The organism is Corynebacterium sp. 51B, assembly GCF_008930785.1.
GTDB classification, from domain to species: Bacteria; Actinomycetota; Actinomycetes; order Mycobacteriales; family Mycobacteriaceae; genus Corynebacterium; species Corynebacterium megadyptis.
Genome location: NZ_PQMK01000005.1, coordinates 1 through 16485, shown reverse-complemented (window position 1 = coordinate 16485; position 16485 = coordinate 1). Strand labels below are relative to the sequence as shown.

Below are 16485 nucleotides of genomic sequence, written 5' to 3'. Positions count from 1 at the left end.
GCGCTGCCCATGGCTCCTATCTCAGAACGCTGCATAGTAGTGAGTCTCAGACTTCGCTCGAGAGTTCGGGAGCTATTCTCTCTCGCCACGCATTCGCTCGAAGCGGGTGCCACGGCGCTGCTGAGGGTGGCCGGTGGCAGCTTGGAAGGCGGGGTGGATCGCTTAACGCCCGTGTGTGGGTGATATTGGCCCCACCCGGCTCTAACTGGTTATAAACACTATCCCCACGGGCTATATCCAGGTAGGCTGGAAGGTGACATTAAGCCACGTGATTGGGAAGGCGATACACGATGAGCAAAGAGCAAATTATTGTTGCTGCCGTAGATGGCTCGGAGGCCTCCAAGACCGCCGTGCGCTGGGCCGCTAACACCGCTATGAAGCGCGGCGAGCCCCTTCGTTTGGCCGCAAGCTATGCCATGCCTCAGTTCCTCTACGCAGAGGGTATGGTGCCGCCGCAGGAGCTTTTCGACGACCTGCAAAAGGAAACTCTCGAGAAGATCGAAGAAGCCCGCGCGATCGCGCACGAGGTAGCACCTGATATCAAGATCGGGCACACCATCGCTGAGGGTTCGCCCATTGACATGCTGCTGGAGATGTCCAAGGACGTCACCATGATCGTCATGGGTTCCCGCGGCTTGGGTGGGCTGTCCGGCATGGTGATGGGTTCGGTCTCTGCCGCGGTGGTCAGCCACTCCTATAACCCGGTCGTGGTGGTCCGTGAGGACAGCCAGGTGCTGGATTCCACCAAGTACGGCCCCGTGGTCGTCGGTGTGGACGGCTCGGGAGTTTCAGAAAAGGCCACCGCCTACGCTTTCGCTGAGGCGGATGCCCGCGGCGCTGAGCTGAACGCGGTGCACACTTGGATGGATATGCAGGTGCAAACCTCCCTTGCTGGACTCGCCGCTGCTCAGCAGCAGTGGGCGAGCGTGGAGCGAGAGCAGGCAGAAATGCTGGACGAGCGTCTGGCTCCCTTCATCGAGCGCTACCCGAACGTGAAGGTGAACAAGATCGTCACCCGCGATCGCCCGGTACGCGCGCTGGTGGACGCCGCCGAAGGCGCCCAGCTGCTCGTAGTGGGCTCCCATGGCCGCGGCGGCTTCAAGGGCATGCTGCTCGGCTCCACCTCGCGAGCCCTGCTGCAGTCCGCCCCGTGCCCGATGATGGTGGTCCGCCCGGATTCCGATCCTGAATAAAGCCAAACCTAAGATTAAGGTTTGGACACGATTTGAGTGCGGAATGTCCTGTGGCTAGCTTTTAGAGTTTCTGCTCTGTAAAACGGGTAGGAGCACCATACAACCCATGTATGACTAAAAAGTATTGATGTTCGCACAAGGCGGGCATCGCTAAGAAAGGACATAACATGCTCGAACTTGGATTCATTGGATGGATCATTATCGGTGGCCTCGCAGGCTGGATTGCCTCTAAGATCATGGGCACCGATGCTCAGATGGGCATCGGCATGAACATCCTCGTCGGTGTTGCCGGCGGTTTCATCGGCGGGTTGATTCTCCGTCTTATTCTAGGCGCTGAGCCAGCTGGTAAGTGGGGCAGCTTTATCACCTGCTTGCTGGGCGCTGTGCTCCTCCTGTGGGTTGTGGGCAAGGTCAAGAAGAACTAGTTGATCCCTCTTACAGCCTCCTTCCTGAGGATGTGACAGCGAGATCATGTTTAAAGCCGTCGGGGAAGAACCCGGCGGCTTTTTCATGCGCTGAAGGTTGAAGATACACGCCGTAGAGCGCGCCCGGCGCGGGGTGGATTCACGCTGGCGCCGATTCGCTACCACGGCCCGCCGCAAACACGATATGCTGCTAGGAGAGACATAAAACAGACCGGTGCGTCTATATCGCGCAGGGGTGGCGCTCAGCGCACTAGAACCTCTGGTGTGGCACACAGTAAGGAAGGGTGAGCGGAGAAAGCGATGGCAGCAGCAAAGGGTGCAGGAACCAAGAAGCCTGGTCGGGCACGACGCAAGAATCGCCCGAGCCCACGGGAGCGGCTCCTCGCCAGCGCCACCGCGCTGTTCACCACCGAGGGTATCCGCGTCATCGGCATTGATCGCGTCCTCCGTGAAGCCGATGTGGCCAAGGCAAGTCTTTATTCACTTTTCGGCTCTAAAGACGCCCTCGTGATCGCTTATCTCGAGGCCCTGGACCAGGACTGGCGGAATGATTGGGAAGAGCGCGTCGCCGATTACGAGGACCCCGAGAAGAAAATCCTCGCATTCTTCACCAAGGCCATCGAGGATGAACCGGAAAAAGACTTCCGCGGCTCCCACTTTCAAAACGCCGCCAGCGAGTATCCCCGCCCCGAAAACGAATCCGAGCAGGGCATCATCAACGCCGCTCTAACCCATCGGGCATGGATGCATGAAACCATGACGGCGCTATTGACCGAGAAAAACGGCTACCCCAGCGAGTCCTTGGCCAATCAATTGCTCATCTTCCTCGACGGCGGCCTCGCCGGGGCGAAGCTCACCCACGATATTGCGCCGCTGCTCACCGCCCGCGACCTAGCGAAGCAATTGCTCGGCGCACCGCCCGCCGACTACGCCATTTAGCGCTTATCGACGCCTAGCTCTGCCGCGGTCGCCGCGGCTTATTCACATCAGCCATACGGTGCCGCCCGTGGTGGGGCTTCAGGTGCCGCATCACGCGCTGCTTGGGGCCGGTGGCCGTATCCTTACGCCGCAGCACATGCGAGGAGGGCTCTGTGCGCCGCGTGGGGCGCTGCGCCGGCTGTGCCGGGGTGCTAGTGTTTCGCTGCTGCTGCGCCTGCTGCGGCGCCCGTGCTGGCTGTGCCGGCTGCGGTGCCGCGGACTGTGCGGGCGTATCCGCAGCGCGGGTGATCTCCGCCATGGCGGGTACTGTGCGCGGGGTCTGCCGGCGCGTGCTGGCAGTGGGGGCGCCCATCGTTTCCTCGTCGAGCCGCAGCGTGATCATTCGGGGCTTCGGCTTCTGGGTGGGAGCCGGCTTCTGCTTCTCCTGCTCCTGCTGTCCAGCGTCTGCGGTGGTGGTTGCCGGCTGGGGTAGCGGCTCGCCGCGCTTGAGGGCCCGCTTGTGTTCTTTCTTCGCGGTGCGCAGCGCCTTGGAGGCCTGCTTGGCTTGGGCCTTGGCTTTGGCTACCGCCTCGTCATAGGCTTTTCCCCGCTCTTCGATCATGGCGATCTCTTTGCGGAGCTGCTCCCGCTTGGATGCACCGGCGGTGATGCACTGCAGGCGGCGTCGTCGCACGCCCCATTTCCGCTGCCGGAAGAAGGCTTTCTTCTTGCGATAGTTCTCGCGCCCCTGGTCGCGGTGGGCGATGAACTCCTCGCTCAGCGGGTAGCGGTAGTGCATGATCGCCATGGTGGTCATGGACTGGGTGAGCGTCCACAGGTTATTGCCAAACCAGTAGATGGCGATGGCCACGGGGAAGGGGCCGAGCAGTCCGAAGTAGATGGGGAAGATGGCCGCCATAAACATGAAGGGCAGCATGAGCTTCTGCATCTTCACCGCGCTCGGGGAGTTGAAGTCCAAGGTGAAGTAGTTGCGGATCGAGGCGGTGACCATGTTGATCGTGGTGAACACGGAGGCGCAGATCACCAGCGGCAGAACAAAGCGAAACACTTGGTCGTGGCTGGTGTTGAGCAGGGAAAACTGCTCATCAGACATAGCCACGTAGGAGGCGATTGGCACATCGCGGATGCGCACCTGCAAAAAGCTCGCCATCTCCTCGGAGCTAAGCATGCCGATAGGCGGGTGGTGGGCGGATTCGATGCCATCGGAGGGCCGCGCCATGCGCAGCATGAGCCGGTAGAGACCAATGAATACGGGGATCTGGATGAGCGCCGGCACGCAACCGGCCGTGGCCGAGTACTGATTCTCCTTGTAGAGCTGCTTGCGTTTGCGTTTCTGCTCTTTGAGTGTGACGGGGTCGGTTACCAGACCGTATTCCTTGCGCAGCGCCGCGAGCTGGGGGCGCAGCTTATAGGACATGCGGCTGTTCTTCTGTTGTTTCCAGAAGAAGGGGAAGATGGAGAGTCGGACGGTGATAATCAGACCGAAGATGGTGAATAGCCAGGCGCGGGATTCGTTCAACCCGAGCCCATCATGAAGCAGGATATGCCAGAGCTTCATTACCCCAGAGACGGGGAATACGAGAGCATCAACCATCGAATTCTCCTACTGATAATAAGTATAAAATCTCCCCCATAACTCTATAGGTTTGCCCGCGTGTTCCCACCCCTGGGCTGCGGCTGAGGCCGATGAGTTGTCTGAAAACACATCCCATGTCTGCTGCTCAGCCGGCCTCTACCACTCAGAGAGGCGCGGTATGAATAGTGCTCTCCTTGACACTCTGGCTTAAAATGTCCATCTATGAGTGCCCCTGTCCCTAAATCTGGAAGGCCGGTGCGGGCTTCCCGCCGGCCCCGCCCTGGTTGTCACCGTGCCCCGAGCTCTCATGGCCCCGGTGTCGTGCAGATCCTTGGTGAGCTGCTACTGACCATCGGTGTCCTGATCCTGCTCTTTGCCTACTACGAGGCCTATTGGACGAATCTCGAGGCGGGCAAGAAGCAGGCCGCTGCCAATGAAGAGCTCGATCACCAGTGGTCGAATCCGCGTCAGAAGAAGGTGCCCGAGCTGGGCGATGCCTTCGCGCGCATGTATGTGCCGAGTTTCGGCTCGGACTATCATTTCGCCATTCTGGAGGGCACCGACGATCACACGCTGCTCTCGGGGCCTGGCCGCTATACCGAGACCGAGATGCCCGGTGAGGCCGGTAACTTCGCCATCGCGGGCCACCGCGTGGGTAAGGGCGCGCCCTTTAATGATCTCGGCAAGCTCAATACCTGTGATGCCGTGGTGGTGGAGACCCAGGACACCTGGGAGATCTATCGGGTGCTGCCGATGGATGACGGCGATCAGCGCACCGACTGCTTCACCCCGGAGCAGCGCCAGCGCATCGCCTCGGGCGACTATCACTCGGTCTATGGCCGCACCATCACGACGCCGACGAACGTCTCCGTTCTGGAGACCATCCCCGGGGTGACGGATGATGACCCAGCTGCCCTCAACGCTGAGGCGCTGATGACCATGACCACCTGCCACCCGCAATTCTCTAATGCGGAGCGCATGATTATTCACGCCATGCAGGTGGCCCACTACGATAAACAGGGCGGATTCACCCCGCCGGAGCTGGAGGAACGCTAAATGTATGGATGGATCTGGCGCTTGCTGCCCGGCCCGTGGCCGGTGAAGCTCATTTTGCTCATCGCTCTTTTGGTCGGCGTGTTCTTCCTCTTGATGGACCTGGTGTTCCCAATGATCTCGCCGCTGCTGCCCTATAACGACGTATCCGTCTAGGCCCTAGAGCCCGAGGTTGGAGATGACATCCTCCGCGATCGACTCGGGCTTGATGGTTTGTTCCTGATCGCTGAACACCACCACGCTGGTGGTGCCCTTCGCTACCGCGTACACCGAGTAGCCCTCCAGCCCGGATGAGCCGAGGCTGCCGCGCCCGCCCTGAAAACCGGCGGGCCGTTCGGCTGGCTCGGTGGAGCCCACTGGCGCCGCCCAATCCACCACCTGGCGGGCGATGGCCTCATTTTCGTTATGGCGCACACTCACCAGCATCTGCGGATTATCCCCATAGGACCAAAAAACGCAGGCCGGGGGATCAAAACGGGTATCTAGGCCCTGGTCGAGCACGCGCTGGCCATTGGTATTGGCCACAAATTGCGTATCCAGATAGGGGCATTGCTCGCCAGTACCACGGGGCGCCTCGGGGATGGTGTCCACTGCTAGGGCGGGCTGCACATCGCTTGTCGACGCCTCCTCGCTGCTATCTTCCGCCGCGTCGGTTTCTGGGCTCGGGGCGGGGGAGGAGTCGGTGCATCCTGCCAGACCAAGGGCCACAACGGTGCCGAAAAGTAGCGGGAGCTGGCGGAGGCGGCGAATAGTCACGGGGTCCATCCTTCGACTAGAGAGTGCGAATAAAAAAACTCAGCCCTCCACATTACTGGGATCAGTACGGTGAGGGGGCTGAGTTGGGCTCAGAGAGGAAAATCCACCTTAAACTCTACTTGGCATGGGCCTCATAGTAGGCGTCGTAGACCTCTTGGGGGATTTTTCCGCGCGCGGCGACCTTGTAACCATTGTCTTGCGCCCACTTGCGGATTTCGCGGGACTGGTTATTCCGCCCGGTCGCAGCAGCGGCCTTGCGGCGGCCGCGACCTGCGGTGCTCACGGCGCGGCCGGCAGTCATGTACGGCTGCATGTCCTGGCGGAACTTGGCGGCGTTTTCTGCCGACAAATCCAGCACATACTCGCGACCCTCGACGGCGAAGTGGACGATATGGACGGCGTCCTCTTCCAGCGGGGTCTGATCGAGATCATCAAAATACTGGGTGACTTCTCTACGGGCCATGATGTTTCTACCTCTCCTCAAACGATTCTTCGTTCGCTGTCTTTGTTGTAGCTGTGTGCGGTGCACTATGTATAGGGCATATCTGACACCGCGTGCTACCTAAAGACAATAATACAAGAAGAATTGCTTTCTGCAATTAATTTCGCCGGGAAAACACTTTGCGTATATATTTTATATGAGAACGCTATCCATAATTACTGAGCAAAACCTAAAGGCCCTGCAATTGTCCGGGCGAAAAAATCGCCCACGCTGGCACTCCTCGGTGTGGGGGAGGCAGAGTGGGCGGTCTACGGGGAGGTGAGGAGCCGCGAGACGGGCGGTTAAGACTTCAGCTTGGAATTGATCTCGTGCATGATCTGGTCGAGATCGCGATTAATGGAGGAGTGGGAGCGACGGCGCTGCTCGACGGTCATAAATTCCGCGTTATCCACGGCGGCGTCCAGCTCCTTTAGCCGATCCTCGACATCCATCACAAAACCACGGGGCAACGAGGACTTCTCCATGTTGGCGCTGATACCCGCGATACGGGCCTTGACGGCTGCGCCGTGGCCGTTGAACTGTGCCAGCTGATCCGGCGCGACTCCGAGCTTGCGGGAGCGCCGCTGAATGCGCTGTTCCTTGACCCAAGTGATACCCCGATAGACCAGCGGCAGCAAAAGTGGCGCCAAGGTGCGGGCGAAACCAGCATAACGCTTCGCGTTCTTTTTATTGAACTTGCCGGCCTTGATCTTATCCAGCTCTTGTTGGGCGCGCTTACGCTCGTGCTTGCGCTTGTTCTTCATGCCCTTATGATCCGCCTTGAGCAGGTTCTTTTCCTGCTTAGCGAGGAGCTTATTGCGCTTGTACTCCAGCTTTGCGGCCTCCTTGGCTTCCTTCTTGGCGCGCGCCTTAGCGGCCTTGATTTCGGCCTTGGACTTTAAGCGTGCCTTTCGGATTTTGCGAAACAAACCCATGCTGCACTCCTTGCTGCATTGAGCCCCACAGGTGTGGGGCGTTGTCTTCTGCCGGTTGAGAATACCGTGTCTCTCTATTCTGCGCCCAAGTCTACAGTGTGGATTCTCAGATTCCTCGAACGGTGCCGGCGGCAGGTGGGCGCGGATGCGCCCCTGCTTAGCGATCGCTGACGATAATGCGCCCCTTGGCGCCGCGCTCTGCGTCGATGAACTGGTGATTCACAAAAGTATAGGTTCCGGCCTCTGGGAAGCGGGCCTCCACAAATCCACCTTGGGCGGCCAAGAGCCCGAGCGCCTGGCCGCCGCCACTGCCCGCGGCGTCGCGCAGCTGGTAGGCGCCTTCCTTGTACATCGTGTGAAACTGAGTGCCCACAATATGGAAGCTACTGGCGATATTTGGCCCCGCATTAACCACCCAGAAGCGCGCAGTCTGGCCGGGGCGCATGGTCAAGGGCGCGGCCATATATCCGAACTCGAGGCCATTAAACACCGTGGCGTCGGGCCGCAGGTCGCGGAGTGCGGCCTCGTCTACCGGATGCTCCGCGGTGGTGTCGAGGCCATAGACCTCGGACTGGACCAGAATGTACTCGTGATCCACGGGCGCTAGATCGGGTGGGTCGATGATGACGGCGCCGAACATTCCGGCCGCAAGATGCAGCGACATCGGCGCGGTACCGCAGTGATAGAGCCACGCCCCCGCGTGTTCGGCGCGGAAACGGTAGAGCAGCTGTTCTCCTGGGGCGATATCGCGCATCACCTCATCGGGGCTGACCATGCCGGCATGAAAGTCCACAGAGTGGCTCATCGAGCCGTTGTTAATCAGGGTGATTTCGAAGATGTCGCCGACACGGCCGCGCAGAGTTGGCCCGCTCAGCCCGCCATCGAACGTCCAGCGCCCGCGGGTGCGGTCATTAATGCGGAACTCTGTTTCGCTGACCTCGATGGTGTGGCGGTGCACCGTGGAGGACGGCGCAGGGGCGAGTTCTGGGTCGGCAACCATGGCGGGGTCGATCTTCTCCGGCGGGGTGACCGCCGCCGCCGACGACGGGGCGGCCTGGGGTGTGGGAGCGTCGTCGGGGAGCGCATCGCCGTCGACGGTGATCTGTAGGGTCATGCCCTGCAACCTATGTCCAGCGATCGAGCACCAGCCTTCCACCGGCCCCGTGATCACCCCAGCGTCCAGCTGTACCGACTCGCCCGCTGGGATGCGGCCGGTGGCCTGCCCGGTGGCGAGCACCAGATCGTGGACCTGGGAGCTATCGGTGTTGTGCACCGTCAGGAGTAGGCGGTGTCCGCGCGGTACCGCGAGTGTCGCTGGGCTAAAGCGCATATCGTGTGCCTCCACGGTGAGCTCAGTGGTGCCGCTCTGCTCGGTGGCGCCCATACCGGACGGCGGTGCGGGCGTTGCCGCGGAGGAGAGCGCGAAGAGGCTGCACAGCAGTGCCAGCACGGCGATTCCCGCCGTGATCTGGTGCACCGGGGTGTGGGTGCGTGGGGTCGGGCCCTCGCGGGTGCCGGCCAGCACCGCCCGTTGGGCGCGCCGGGAACTCAGCAGCAGCGGCAAAAAGGCCGCGAGAGCACCGGTGGCCAGGATGGAGGCCGCCACCTTCAACCAGCTAGAGCCCAGCGGCAGCAGCCAGATCAGCAGGCCGCCATTGAGCATGGTCCAGCGCAGCAGCCCCGCGGTCTGGAGGCGATACAGCCCAGCGCGGACTGCGGCTGGGCCGCCGCCCAGCATGCTGGGAAGCAGGAAGGAGAGGGTACCGATCAGCAACTGGGCGGCGAAGCCCACCAGGAGTGCTAGAACGGGCAGGTCGGGGGACTGGTCGCGCAGCAGAGTGGCGCTGAGGAGGCCAGTGGAGCCGATGAGCCAGAGGGGAGCGGTGGCCAATGCCAGTGAGGAGAAGGTAATGCGATCGCGCGGGGCGGCGAGGACTGCGCGCATCACGGGAATCCAGCTGAGCCAACGCCCCAGCCAGCCGAGGGTGTAGATGGTCAGGCCCACGCCGACGAGCGGCAGAAGCTGCAGGCGCAGACCACAGAGGGCAACCACGATACCGCTACCGAGGGCACCGGCGATGGGCCCATCGAAACGAAAGGAGCCTTGGGCGCGCCAGATGGTGGGGAAAAGCAGTGCGGCTGCGCCGGCCGCGGTCAGGCCGACGAAGCCAAAGACATTGGTGATCACGTGCCCGAGGATCGCAGTGGAGCCAGTTTTGGCGCTGATCGTGCTGAACTGCGCGAGGGCGGTATCGAGCACGTCATAAGCAAAGACGCCATGGGCCAGTACAAATAGCCACAGGGAGGGGCGAAAGCGCTGCGGGCGGCGGGTGCTGCAACGCAGCAGGATGAGGTGGAGGGCATTAGCCAGCACACTGAGGGCGACGATCGTGGCGCCAAGACTTAGGGCGGGGGCGTCCCAGTCCAGTGCCGGGGTGAGCAGCTGGCCGAGCAGCACGCCCACGATGCCGAGGTTTAACCCACCGATGATCCACGCCCGAGTGCGGAAGACGGCCGGTGTGGGGCGCAGGTGCAGCAGCTGGTCGCTGAACTGGCAGGACCAGATGAGAATGGAGTTGCTCAGCACGCCTAGGGTGAAGGTGTGAGTGAGCACCCACTGGTTATGGGGGATGAAGGGATGCGCCACTGAGATCAGGACAAGCGCGATCAGCCACACTGTAGCGGGCAGTGCTCGCTGCCGCCCGCGGCGGCTACGAGTATCGGCGTGGGTCGACGGAGTGGGCAGGGGGAGCACACCAGCATTCATAGTCACGAGTTTATCCGTGGAAAATGCGGCCTCCAATTAGGGGAGGGCTTATGGATAGAAGCGTCGTGAAGCGAGAAAGAGCGCTCCGCCAATGCCGAGGGTGAGTGTGCTCACCGCGGCCAAGCCGAGGATCAGCCCGGTCCAGCTGGTGGCATCGAAAAGCAATCCAGATAGCCAGCCGAACACGGAAGAACCCAAGTAGTAGCAGGCCACGTACGTGCTGGAGGCTTCGGCGCGGTTCTCGACGGCGGTGTGGCCCACCCAGGCCGAGGCCGTGGAGTGGACGACGAAGAAGGCGGCGGTAAAGACCAGGATCGCCGCGAGAAGCACGCCCAATTGCGGGGCGAGGCACACCAATAGCGCGATCAGGGACGTGCCGGCGCCGCACACCAGGGTGATGCCGGGGCCATATTTGCTGCTCCACACCCCGGCCCGGGCCGAGGACCAGGTGCCCGCTAGGTAGAGGAGGAAGACCACGCCGACCAGCGCCTCGCTGAGCCCGAAATCGTTGATGAGGACGAAGCCCACATAGTTATAGAGCGAGACGAATACGCCCATGGCCAGCCCAGCGATGAGGAAGAGCCCCGCAAGCCGCGGGTTTTTCCAGTGCCCGGCCATGGCCTGCAGCTCGCCGCGGAAGCGGAGCTTTTTGGGTTGGAAGCGGCGCTGCGGGGGCAGAGCGATGATCGCAATGATCGCGCAGATGCCGGCGAAGAGCAGATTGGCCCCGAGCGCCCAGCGCCACGTGGACAGTTCGAGGACGCCGGCGGGGATGAGGCGGCCGGAGAGCCCGCCGAGGGAGGTACCGGCGATATAGACACCGATCGCCTTCGCGAGCGCGGCGGGGGCGAGTTCCTCCGAGAGCAGCGCCATGGCCACTGCGGGCACGCCGGCGATCATCGCCCCTTGGAGGCCGCGGCCAATAATCAGCCAGGTGGCCGTCGGGGAGAAGGGGAGGAGCAGTCCGATGAGGATGCTGGCGATCAACGAGATCGTCATGATCCGCCCCCGCCCAAAGCGCTCCGAGAGGATCGAGGCCGGTACGACGCACAGCGCGAGCGCACCGGTGGTCGCGGAGACCGTGAGCGCGCTGATCGTGGGGGTGATCTCGAAGGCGGTGGTCAGCCGCGGCAGCATCGCCTGCGTGCAATAGAGCGTGTTGAAGGCCGCGAGACCCGCCGCGAGGGTCGCTCCCAAGACGCGGCGATAGTCGGGGTCGGTGCGCTCGAGGCCAGGCGGCAGCGTGGCGGCGTCGGCACTGCTGGTGCCGTCCGCAGATGCGGGGCGGCTCGGAGGTGTGACGGACATGCACACCATGGTGCGCTAACGGCGATGATTAGTAAAATGTAGAAAAAAGAGAAGTTCCATGCATTTTCGGTATATAGCCTCGGGGAGGGCATATGAGCTCTGTGAGCATCGAGGACCTGCGGGTATTTGTGGCCATCGCCCGCAATCAGCACATCACCGCCACCGCTGATGAACTCGGCATGGCCCAACCCACCGTGACGCGCGTGCTGCAGCGCGTCGAACGCGAGGTGGGAGCCGAACTCTTCGAGCGCCGCGGCCGCACCCTCGTGATCAATACCCGCGGCGAGACGCTGCGCCGCGCCGCGGAGAGCATCATCGCCCGCTTCGATGCCACCCAGCTGGATATTTCACGGCTGCTCGATCCCGAACATGGCACCATCCGCCTCGACTTCATGCACTCGCTGGGCACGTGGATGGTGCCGGATCTCATCCGCGACTATCGCCGCGCCCACCCAGGGGTGCACTTCGCCCTGCACCAAGGCCCCGCCTCGGGACTGATCGAGCGGGTGCACGCCGATGAGGCCGACCTGGCCCTGGTCGGGCCGCAACCCCGCGGGGTTGCCGCCGACGCTCTGCACTGGCGTCAGCTCTACCGGCAGCCCTTGGCTGTGGCCTGCCCCATCGGCCATCGCTTGGCCGCGCCTGGCTCGGCGCCGATCACCATGCAGGAGGTGGACGGTCAGCCCTTTATCGCCACCAAACTGGGCTATGGCACCCGCCAATTGCTCGATGATCTCGTGGCCGCCTCCGGGATTACCGCGCCGGTGGCCTTCGACTCCATGGAGCTGTCCACCGTGGCCGGGCTGGTGAGCGCGGGGCTGGGAGTGGCGCTGCTGCCGATGAACGATCCTTATCTGACCGGCGGGACAGCCCAACAGGGATTCGTGCTGCGCCCGCTGCGCCCGGCCTGCTACCGCGAGCTCGGCCTCGTGTGGCGCGCCACGGGGGAACTCACCCCCGCGGCGGAGCAGTTTCGACGCTGGGTGCTGGAGAAAATTCCGCCCGCTGGCCAGCCCGAGTAGCCCAGCGCCGCGGCGGGATGTGAGATTTCACCCGAATAACGGGCCCTTCATTGGCCCTTAGCTAGGGCGCGCGTAGCATAAGTAGCCACTGTATGTCCTCTACCGTCTTCAGAAAGGGCGGCTGATTCCCCATGACGACTGTCGCAGTAGTTGGCGCCACCGGCCAGGTCGGTCGCGTGATGCGCACCCTGCTCGAAGAGCGCAACTTCCCGCTCGACGCTATCCGCTTCTTCGCCTCCAAGCGCTCCGCCGGCACCACCCTCACCTACGACGGTAAGGACGTGGAGGTCGAGGACCTCGCCGAGGCCACCGTGGAATCGCTGCAGGGCATCGACATCGCCTTGTTCTCTGCGGGCGGCTCCACCTCCAAGCAGTACGCCCCGCTCTTCGCCGAGGCCGGTGCCACCGTGGTGGATAACTCCTCCGCATGGCGCAAGGACGAGGAGGTGCCGCTGATCGTCTCCGAGGTGAACCCGGAGGCCAAGGACGAGGTGCCCAAGGGCATCATCGCCAACCCGAACTGCACCACCATGGCCGCGATGCCGGTGCTCAAGCCGCTGCATGACAAGGCCGGGCTGAAGGTGCTGCACGTCTCCTCCTACCAGGCTGTGTCCGGCTCCGGCTTGGCCGGGGTGCAGGCGCTGGCCGAGCAAACCCGAGCAGTGGAGGCCTCCGCCGAGCAGCTCGCTCTCGACGGCTCCGTGCTCAATCCCACCGATCTCGGCCCCTATGTGGCCCCGATCGCCTTCAACGCCGTGCCGCTGGCCGGCAATATGGTCGACGATGGCTCCCTCGAAACCGATGAGGAGCAGAAGCTGCGCAACGAGTCCCGCAAGATCCTCGGCATCCCCGAGCTGCGCGTCTCCGGCACCTGCGTGCGCATCCCCGTCTTTACCGGCCACACCCTGACCATCCATGCCCAGTTTGAGAACTCTCTCAGCGTGGAGGAAGCCAAGCAGCTGCTGGCCGATGCCCCCGGTGTGGAGCTAGTAGACGTGCCCACCCCGCTGGCCGCCGCCGGCACCGACCCCTCGCTCGTGGGTCGTATCCGCCAGGACCAGACCGTGGACGATAACAAGGGCCTGATCCTCGTGGTCTCCGGCGATAACCTGCGCAAGGGCGCAGCACTGAATACCATCCAGATCGCCGAACTGTTGGTCTAAACACCCACAGAGCCGCGCATAGCTCAGCCACCGACTCGCCCCTAGGGCAGTCGGTGGCTGTGGCGTATCAGCGGGTAGGAAAGCTGGGCTAGCTCACCTTCACCGTCATACCGATGGCGGCCCAATCCTCCGGCCCCACCGAATGCCCCGCCGAGTCCGGCCCCAGCAGCGCCGGCTCCACGCACACAAAGCGCTTCCAATCGCCCTGCTGCAGATCCCCGATGTTCTCATCGGCGGCCGCCCCCGGATTCCACACCACCACGTGATCGGTGCCCTGGGAGGTGATGGTCAGCGTGCGCGCACCATCGCTGATGGTGAAGGGAGAATACTGCTCGGTGGCGACGCGCTCGTCCGTGGCGGTGCCGTCGAAAAGCCAGCGGCGCTCTGCGCCTGCGACCTCCGTGCCGGTGACATCATCGACCAAAAAATAGGGGTGAAACGCCAGCTGGATGAGGCGGCGATACTCCGTGAGATTGTGCGCCCGCAGCATCAGCGCGAAACCCTGCTCGGTGTGCTGCGCGGAAAAACGCAGATCCCAGCCATCGTGGGTACAGCGGGCATCGATGCCGCCGGTGGTGTCCTGCACCTCCCACTGGATGCGCCGCGCCCAGCCGTGCTGCAGCTCATCGTGGCCCAGATCCTTCGAAAACCACGGCGCGATCACCGGAACCCCGCCCCGAATCGAACTATTCTCGCTGAAATCCGCCAGCTCTGACATGAACAGCAGTTCCCCGCTGGAGTGACGCGCGGACTCAAGATGGCCGTGCCCGGCCGGCATGGACAGACTCGTCTGAAGGCTCATAACCCCTCAGTTTAGCCCCCATCCCAGCATGGCCGATGCGTGCCGACGCCCACTGCGGCTGCAGCGCCTGAGCTGCCCGCGCCGAGCGCACGGCGAGTAGCCACACAGCGGGGGAGGAAAGAAGGTGAACGGGTACACTTCCGTACCGTGGCTCTCTATCGCAAGTACCGTCCCGCGTCCTTCGCAGAAGTTGTCGGCCAAGAGCACGTCACCCAACCGCTGTCGGTGGCGCTCGACTCTGGCCGCATTAACCATGCCTATTTGTTCTCGGGGCCGCGGGGCTGCGGTAAAACCTCCTCCGCGCGCATCATGGCGCGCTCCTTAAACTGCGTAAACGGCCCCACCTCCACTCCGTGTGGGGTGTGCCCTTCGTGCGTGTCCCTGGCCCCGGGTGGGCCCGGCAACCTCGATGTCACCGAACTCGACGCCGCCAGCCACCGCGGCGTGGACGATATGCGCGAGCTGCGCGATCGCGCCTACTACGCACCGGCGGAGTCGCGCTATCGGGTGTTCATCATCGACGAGGCGCACATGATCACCACCGAGGGCTCCAATGCGCTGCTGAAAATCGTGGAGGAGCCGCCAGAGCACCTCATTTTCATCTTCGCCACCACCGAGCCGGAAAAGGTGATCAGCACCATCCGCTCGCGTACCCACCACTATCCTTTCCGCCTGCTCACCCCCATGGCGATGCGCGGGCTGCTGGAACGCACCGTGGCGGCCGAGAACGCCCAGGTAGATGATGCCGTGTATCCGCTGGTGATCCGCTCGGGCGGCGGTTCCCCGCGCGATTCGCTGTCCATCCTGGACCAGCTACTCGCCGGCGCCGGGCCGGAGGGACTGAGCTATGAGCAGGCCGTGCTGCTGCTAGGAGTGACCAATGATTCGCTTCTCGACGCCGCCGTGGAGGCCCTAGCCAGCGAAGATTATTCCGCCATGTTTGCCACTGTCGACGACGTGATCGAAGGTGGCTTCGAGCCCCGCCAATTCGCCCTCGACCTGCTCAACCGCCTGCGCGATCTCATGGTGGTGCGCACCGTGCACGACGCCATGAACCACGGGCTGGTGGATGTGCCCACTGGCCGCGAAGAGGTGCTGGCCGAACAGGCCGAACGCTTCAGCCCGGAACAGCTGGCCCGCATGGCCGCGCTGACCAACGAGGGGCTCAGCGATATGCGCGGCGCCACCTCCGCCCGGCTCCTGCTAGAGGTCATGTGCGCCAAGCTCATGCTGCCTGCTGCCACCGCAGGAAGCGCCGGAACTGCCCTCGGCACCGCCGGCGGGGCCACAGCTGCGGCTGGGGCCGCTGCCATGCCGCGCGGCGGCCAGAGCGAGGGTGAGGAGAAAAAGCCATCCCGGCGTTTTGAGCGGAAATCCGTGCGCGAGCAGCGGGAACAACGGGAACGCGAGCAGCGGGAACGCGAACAGCAAGCGCAGCAGAAAGCAGAGCAGCAGAAAGCCGCGCCCGCTGCGGCCCCGCAGCAGCCCGAGCCCACGCCTGCTGCACCGGAACCCGCCGCTGAGCCCACGCCCGCCGCTGAAGCCGCCGCCGAGCCCACTGCCACGCCGGAGCGGGAGGAGCGCCGCGAGGAGGCGTCGACAAGCGCTGCGGACACACAGCAGAGCATTGCCCAGCAGTGGCCGGAGATTCGCAGCGCGATCTTCAGCGCCAATGCGCGTACGGGCGTGATGATCGCCGAAGCCCAAGTACTGGAGGAGACCCCAGAGACGCTGCAGCTCGGCCACCACACGGGAGCGCTGGCGGCGCGGCTCTCCGCGCCCGAGCACGCCGCGGTGATTGCCCAGGCCGTCGAGCAGGTGACGGGCGCGACGGTGACGGTCAGCTGCGTGATCGGGACGCGCGCGCCGGCCCCTGCGGCCACGCCCACCGAGTCCGAGGACAGCGACGCTGACGAGGAGGAACCGGCCCGCCCCGCCCGACGTGCGCCCGGTGGCTGGGTGCCCCCGCAGCTACCTCCCGAGCCCGGCACCTCCGCCCCGGAGCGCGAACCGGAACCGGAAAAGAAGAAGAAGGAAGCTCCGCCGCGGCGACGCTGGCAGGAAA

The 16485-nt window shown here is 63.5% G+C and carries 15 protein-coding genes; 8 read left to right on the top strand and 7 right to left on the bottom strand.

The features are described from left to right. Positions 1-290 precede the first annotated feature (290 nt). The 3 genes from GBB14_RS06870 to GBB14_RS06860 all read left to right on the top strand — a co-directional run bounded on the left by GBB14_RS06870 (position 291) and on the right by GBB14_RS06860 (position 2557). Positions 291-1193 carry a universal stress protein gene (locus GBB14_RS06870; protein ID WP_151530400.1) on the top strand — a complete coding sequence of 301 codons (903 nt, stop codon included), beginning with the start codon at positions 291-293 and terminating at the stop codon, positions 1191-1193. Positions 1194-1360: 167 nt separating this feature from the next. Beyond that, the gene (locus tag GBB14_RS06865) at positions 1361-1618 is read left to right on the top strand and encodes a GlsB/YeaQ/YmgE family stress response membrane protein (protein WP_151530401.1); all 258 of its coding nucleotides are present in this window, start codon (positions 1361-1363) and stop codon (positions 1616-1618) included. A 300-nt stretch (positions 1619-1918) separates the two neighbouring features. After that, a complete protein-coding gene (locus GBB14_RS06860; RefSeq protein WP_151530402.1) occupies positions 1919-2557 on the top strand; it encodes a TetR/AcrR family transcriptional regulator in 639 nt (212 codons plus the stop codon). Between the two features lie 13 nt (positions 2558-2570). On the opposite strand, the gene yidC is transcribed toward GBB14_RS06860, so the two are convergent. Beyond that, a complete protein-coding gene (gene yidC / locus GBB14_RS06855; protein ID WP_151530403.1) occupies positions 2571-4151 on the bottom strand; it encodes a membrane protein insertase YidC in 1581 nt (526 codons plus the stop codon). A 204-nt stretch (positions 4152-4355) separates the two neighbouring features. Here yidC and GBB14_RS06850 point away from each other — a divergent pair, with 204 nt between their 5' ends. Next, positions 4356-5189, top strand: coding sequence for a class E sortase (locus GBB14_RS06850; RefSeq protein ID WP_151530404.1), 834 nt, complete (start codon positions 4356-4358; stop codon positions 5187-5189). Beyond that, the gene (locus tag GBB14_RS10610) at positions 5190-5342 is read left to right on the top strand and encodes a hypothetical protein (protein WP_192796170.1); all 153 of its coding nucleotides are present in this window, start codon (positions 5190-5192) and stop codon (positions 5340-5342) included. Positions 5343-5345: 3 nt separating this feature from the next. Here GBB14_RS10610 and GBB14_RS06845 read toward each other — a convergent pair whose 3' ends face one another. The 5 genes from GBB14_RS06845 to GBB14_RS06825 form a co-directional block, all read right to left on the bottom strand. Next, entirely contained in the window at positions 5346-5942 is a 597-nt protein-coding gene (locus GBB14_RS06845; RefSeq protein ID WP_225976628.1) for a DUF2020 domain-containing protein, read from the bottom strand. 115 nt (positions 5943-6057) lie between these two features. Further along, positions 6058-6405: an Lsr2 family protein gene (locus GBB14_RS06840; RefSeq protein WP_151530406.1), complete on the bottom strand. Its 348-nt coding sequence runs from the start codon at positions 6403-6405 to the stop codon at positions 6058-6060. A gap of 320 nt (positions 6406-6725) precedes the next feature. Beyond that, positions 6726-7358, bottom strand: coding sequence for a DUF6474 family protein (locus GBB14_RS06835; RefSeq protein WP_151530407.1), 633 nt, complete (start codon positions 7356-7358; stop codon positions 6726-6728). Between the two features lie 157 nt (positions 7359-7515). Next, positions 7516-10125, bottom strand: coding sequence for a multicopper oxidase domain-containing protein (locus tag GBB14_RS06830; RefSeq protein WP_151530408.1), 2610 nt, complete (start codon positions 10123-10125; stop codon positions 7516-7518). A gap of 48 nt (positions 10126-10173) precedes the next feature. Continuing rightward, on the bottom strand, positions 10174-11433 hold the full coding sequence (locus GBB14_RS06825) for an MFS transporter (protein WP_151530409.1): 1260 nt from the start codon (positions 11431-11433) through the stop codon (positions 10174-10176). A gap of 92 nt (positions 11434-11525) precedes the next feature. Here GBB14_RS06825 and GBB14_RS06820 point away from each other — a divergent pair, with 92 nt between their 5' ends. Next, a complete protein-coding gene (locus GBB14_RS06820) occupies positions 11526-12455 on the top strand; it encodes a LysR family transcriptional regulator (RefSeq protein WP_151530410.1) in 930 nt (309 codons plus the stop codon). Positions 12456-12586: 131 nt separating this feature from the next. Further along, positions 12587-13618 (top strand): aspartate-semialdehyde dehydrogenase, encoded by a 1032-nt coding sequence (locus GBB14_RS06815; protein WP_151530411.1) that lies wholly within the window; start codon positions 12587-12589, stop codon positions 13616-13618. A gap of 88 nt (positions 13619-13706) precedes the next feature. On the opposite strand, the gene GBB14_RS06810 is transcribed toward GBB14_RS06815, so the two are convergent. After that, positions 13707-14420 carry an aldose epimerase gene (locus GBB14_RS06810; RefSeq protein WP_225976627.1) on the bottom strand — a complete coding sequence of 238 codons (714 nt, stop codon included), beginning with the start codon at positions 14418-14420 and terminating at the stop codon, positions 13707-13709. A 147-nt stretch (positions 14421-14567) separates the two neighbouring features. Here GBB14_RS06810 and GBB14_RS06805 point away from each other — a divergent pair. After that, positions 14568-16485: DNA polymerase III subunit gamma and tau (locus GBB14_RS06805; RefSeq protein ID WP_151588407.1), on the top strand; the 1918-nt coding region annotated here is incomplete at its 3' end.

Bases quoted from the DNA above. Each gene is read 5' to 3' on its own strand.
- GBB14_RS06870 (WP_151530400.1), top strand. From the start codon at position 291: ATGAGCAAAGAGCAAATTATTGTTGCTGCCGTAGATGGCTCGGAGGCC.
- GBB14_RS06865 (WP_151530401.1), top strand. From the start codon at position 1,361: ATGCTCGAACTTGGATTCATTGGATGGATCATTATCGGTGGCCTCGCA.
- GBB14_RS06860 (WP_151530402.1), top strand. From the start codon at position 1,919: ATGGCAGCAGCAAAGGGTGCAGGAACCAAGAAGCCTGGTCGGGCACGA.
- yidC (WP_151530403.1), bottom strand. From the start codon at position 4,151: ATGGTTGATGCTCTCGTATTCCCCGTCTCTGGGGTAATGAAGCTCTGG.
- GBB14_RS06850 (WP_151530404.1), top strand. From the start codon at position 4,356: ATGAGTGCCCCTGTCCCTAAATCTGGAAGGCCGGTGCGGGCTTCCCGC.
- GBB14_RS10610 (WP_192796170.1), top strand. From the start codon at position 5,190: ATGTATGGATGGATCTGGCGCTTGCTGCCCGGCCCGTGGCCGGTGAAG.
- GBB14_RS06840 (WP_151530406.1), bottom strand. From the start codon at position 6,405: ATGGCCCGTAGAGAAGTCACCCAGTATTTTGATGATCTCGATCAGACC.
- GBB14_RS06835 (WP_151530407.1), bottom strand. From the start codon at position 7,358: ATGGGTTTGTTTCGCAAAATCCGAAAGGCACGCTTAAAGTCCAAGGCC.
- GBB14_RS06830 (WP_151530408.1), bottom strand. From the start codon at position 10,125: ATGAATGCTGGTGTGCTCCCCCTGCCCACTCCGTCGACCCACGCCGAT.
- GBB14_RS06825 (WP_151530409.1), bottom strand. From the start codon at position 11,433: ATGTCCGTCACACCTCCGAGCCGCCCCGCATCTGCGGACGGCACCAGC.
- GBB14_RS06820 (WP_151530410.1), top strand. From the start codon at position 11,526: ATGAGCTCTGTGAGCATCGAGGACCTGCGGGTATTTGTGGCCATCGCC.
- GBB14_RS06815 (WP_151530411.1), top strand. From the start codon at position 12,587: ATGACGACTGTCGCAGTAGTTGGCGCCACCGGCCAGGTCGGTCGCGTG.
- GBB14_RS06810 (WP_225976627.1), bottom strand. From the start codon at position 14,420: ATGAGCCTTCAGACGAGTCTGTCCATGCCGGCCGGGCACGGCCATCTT.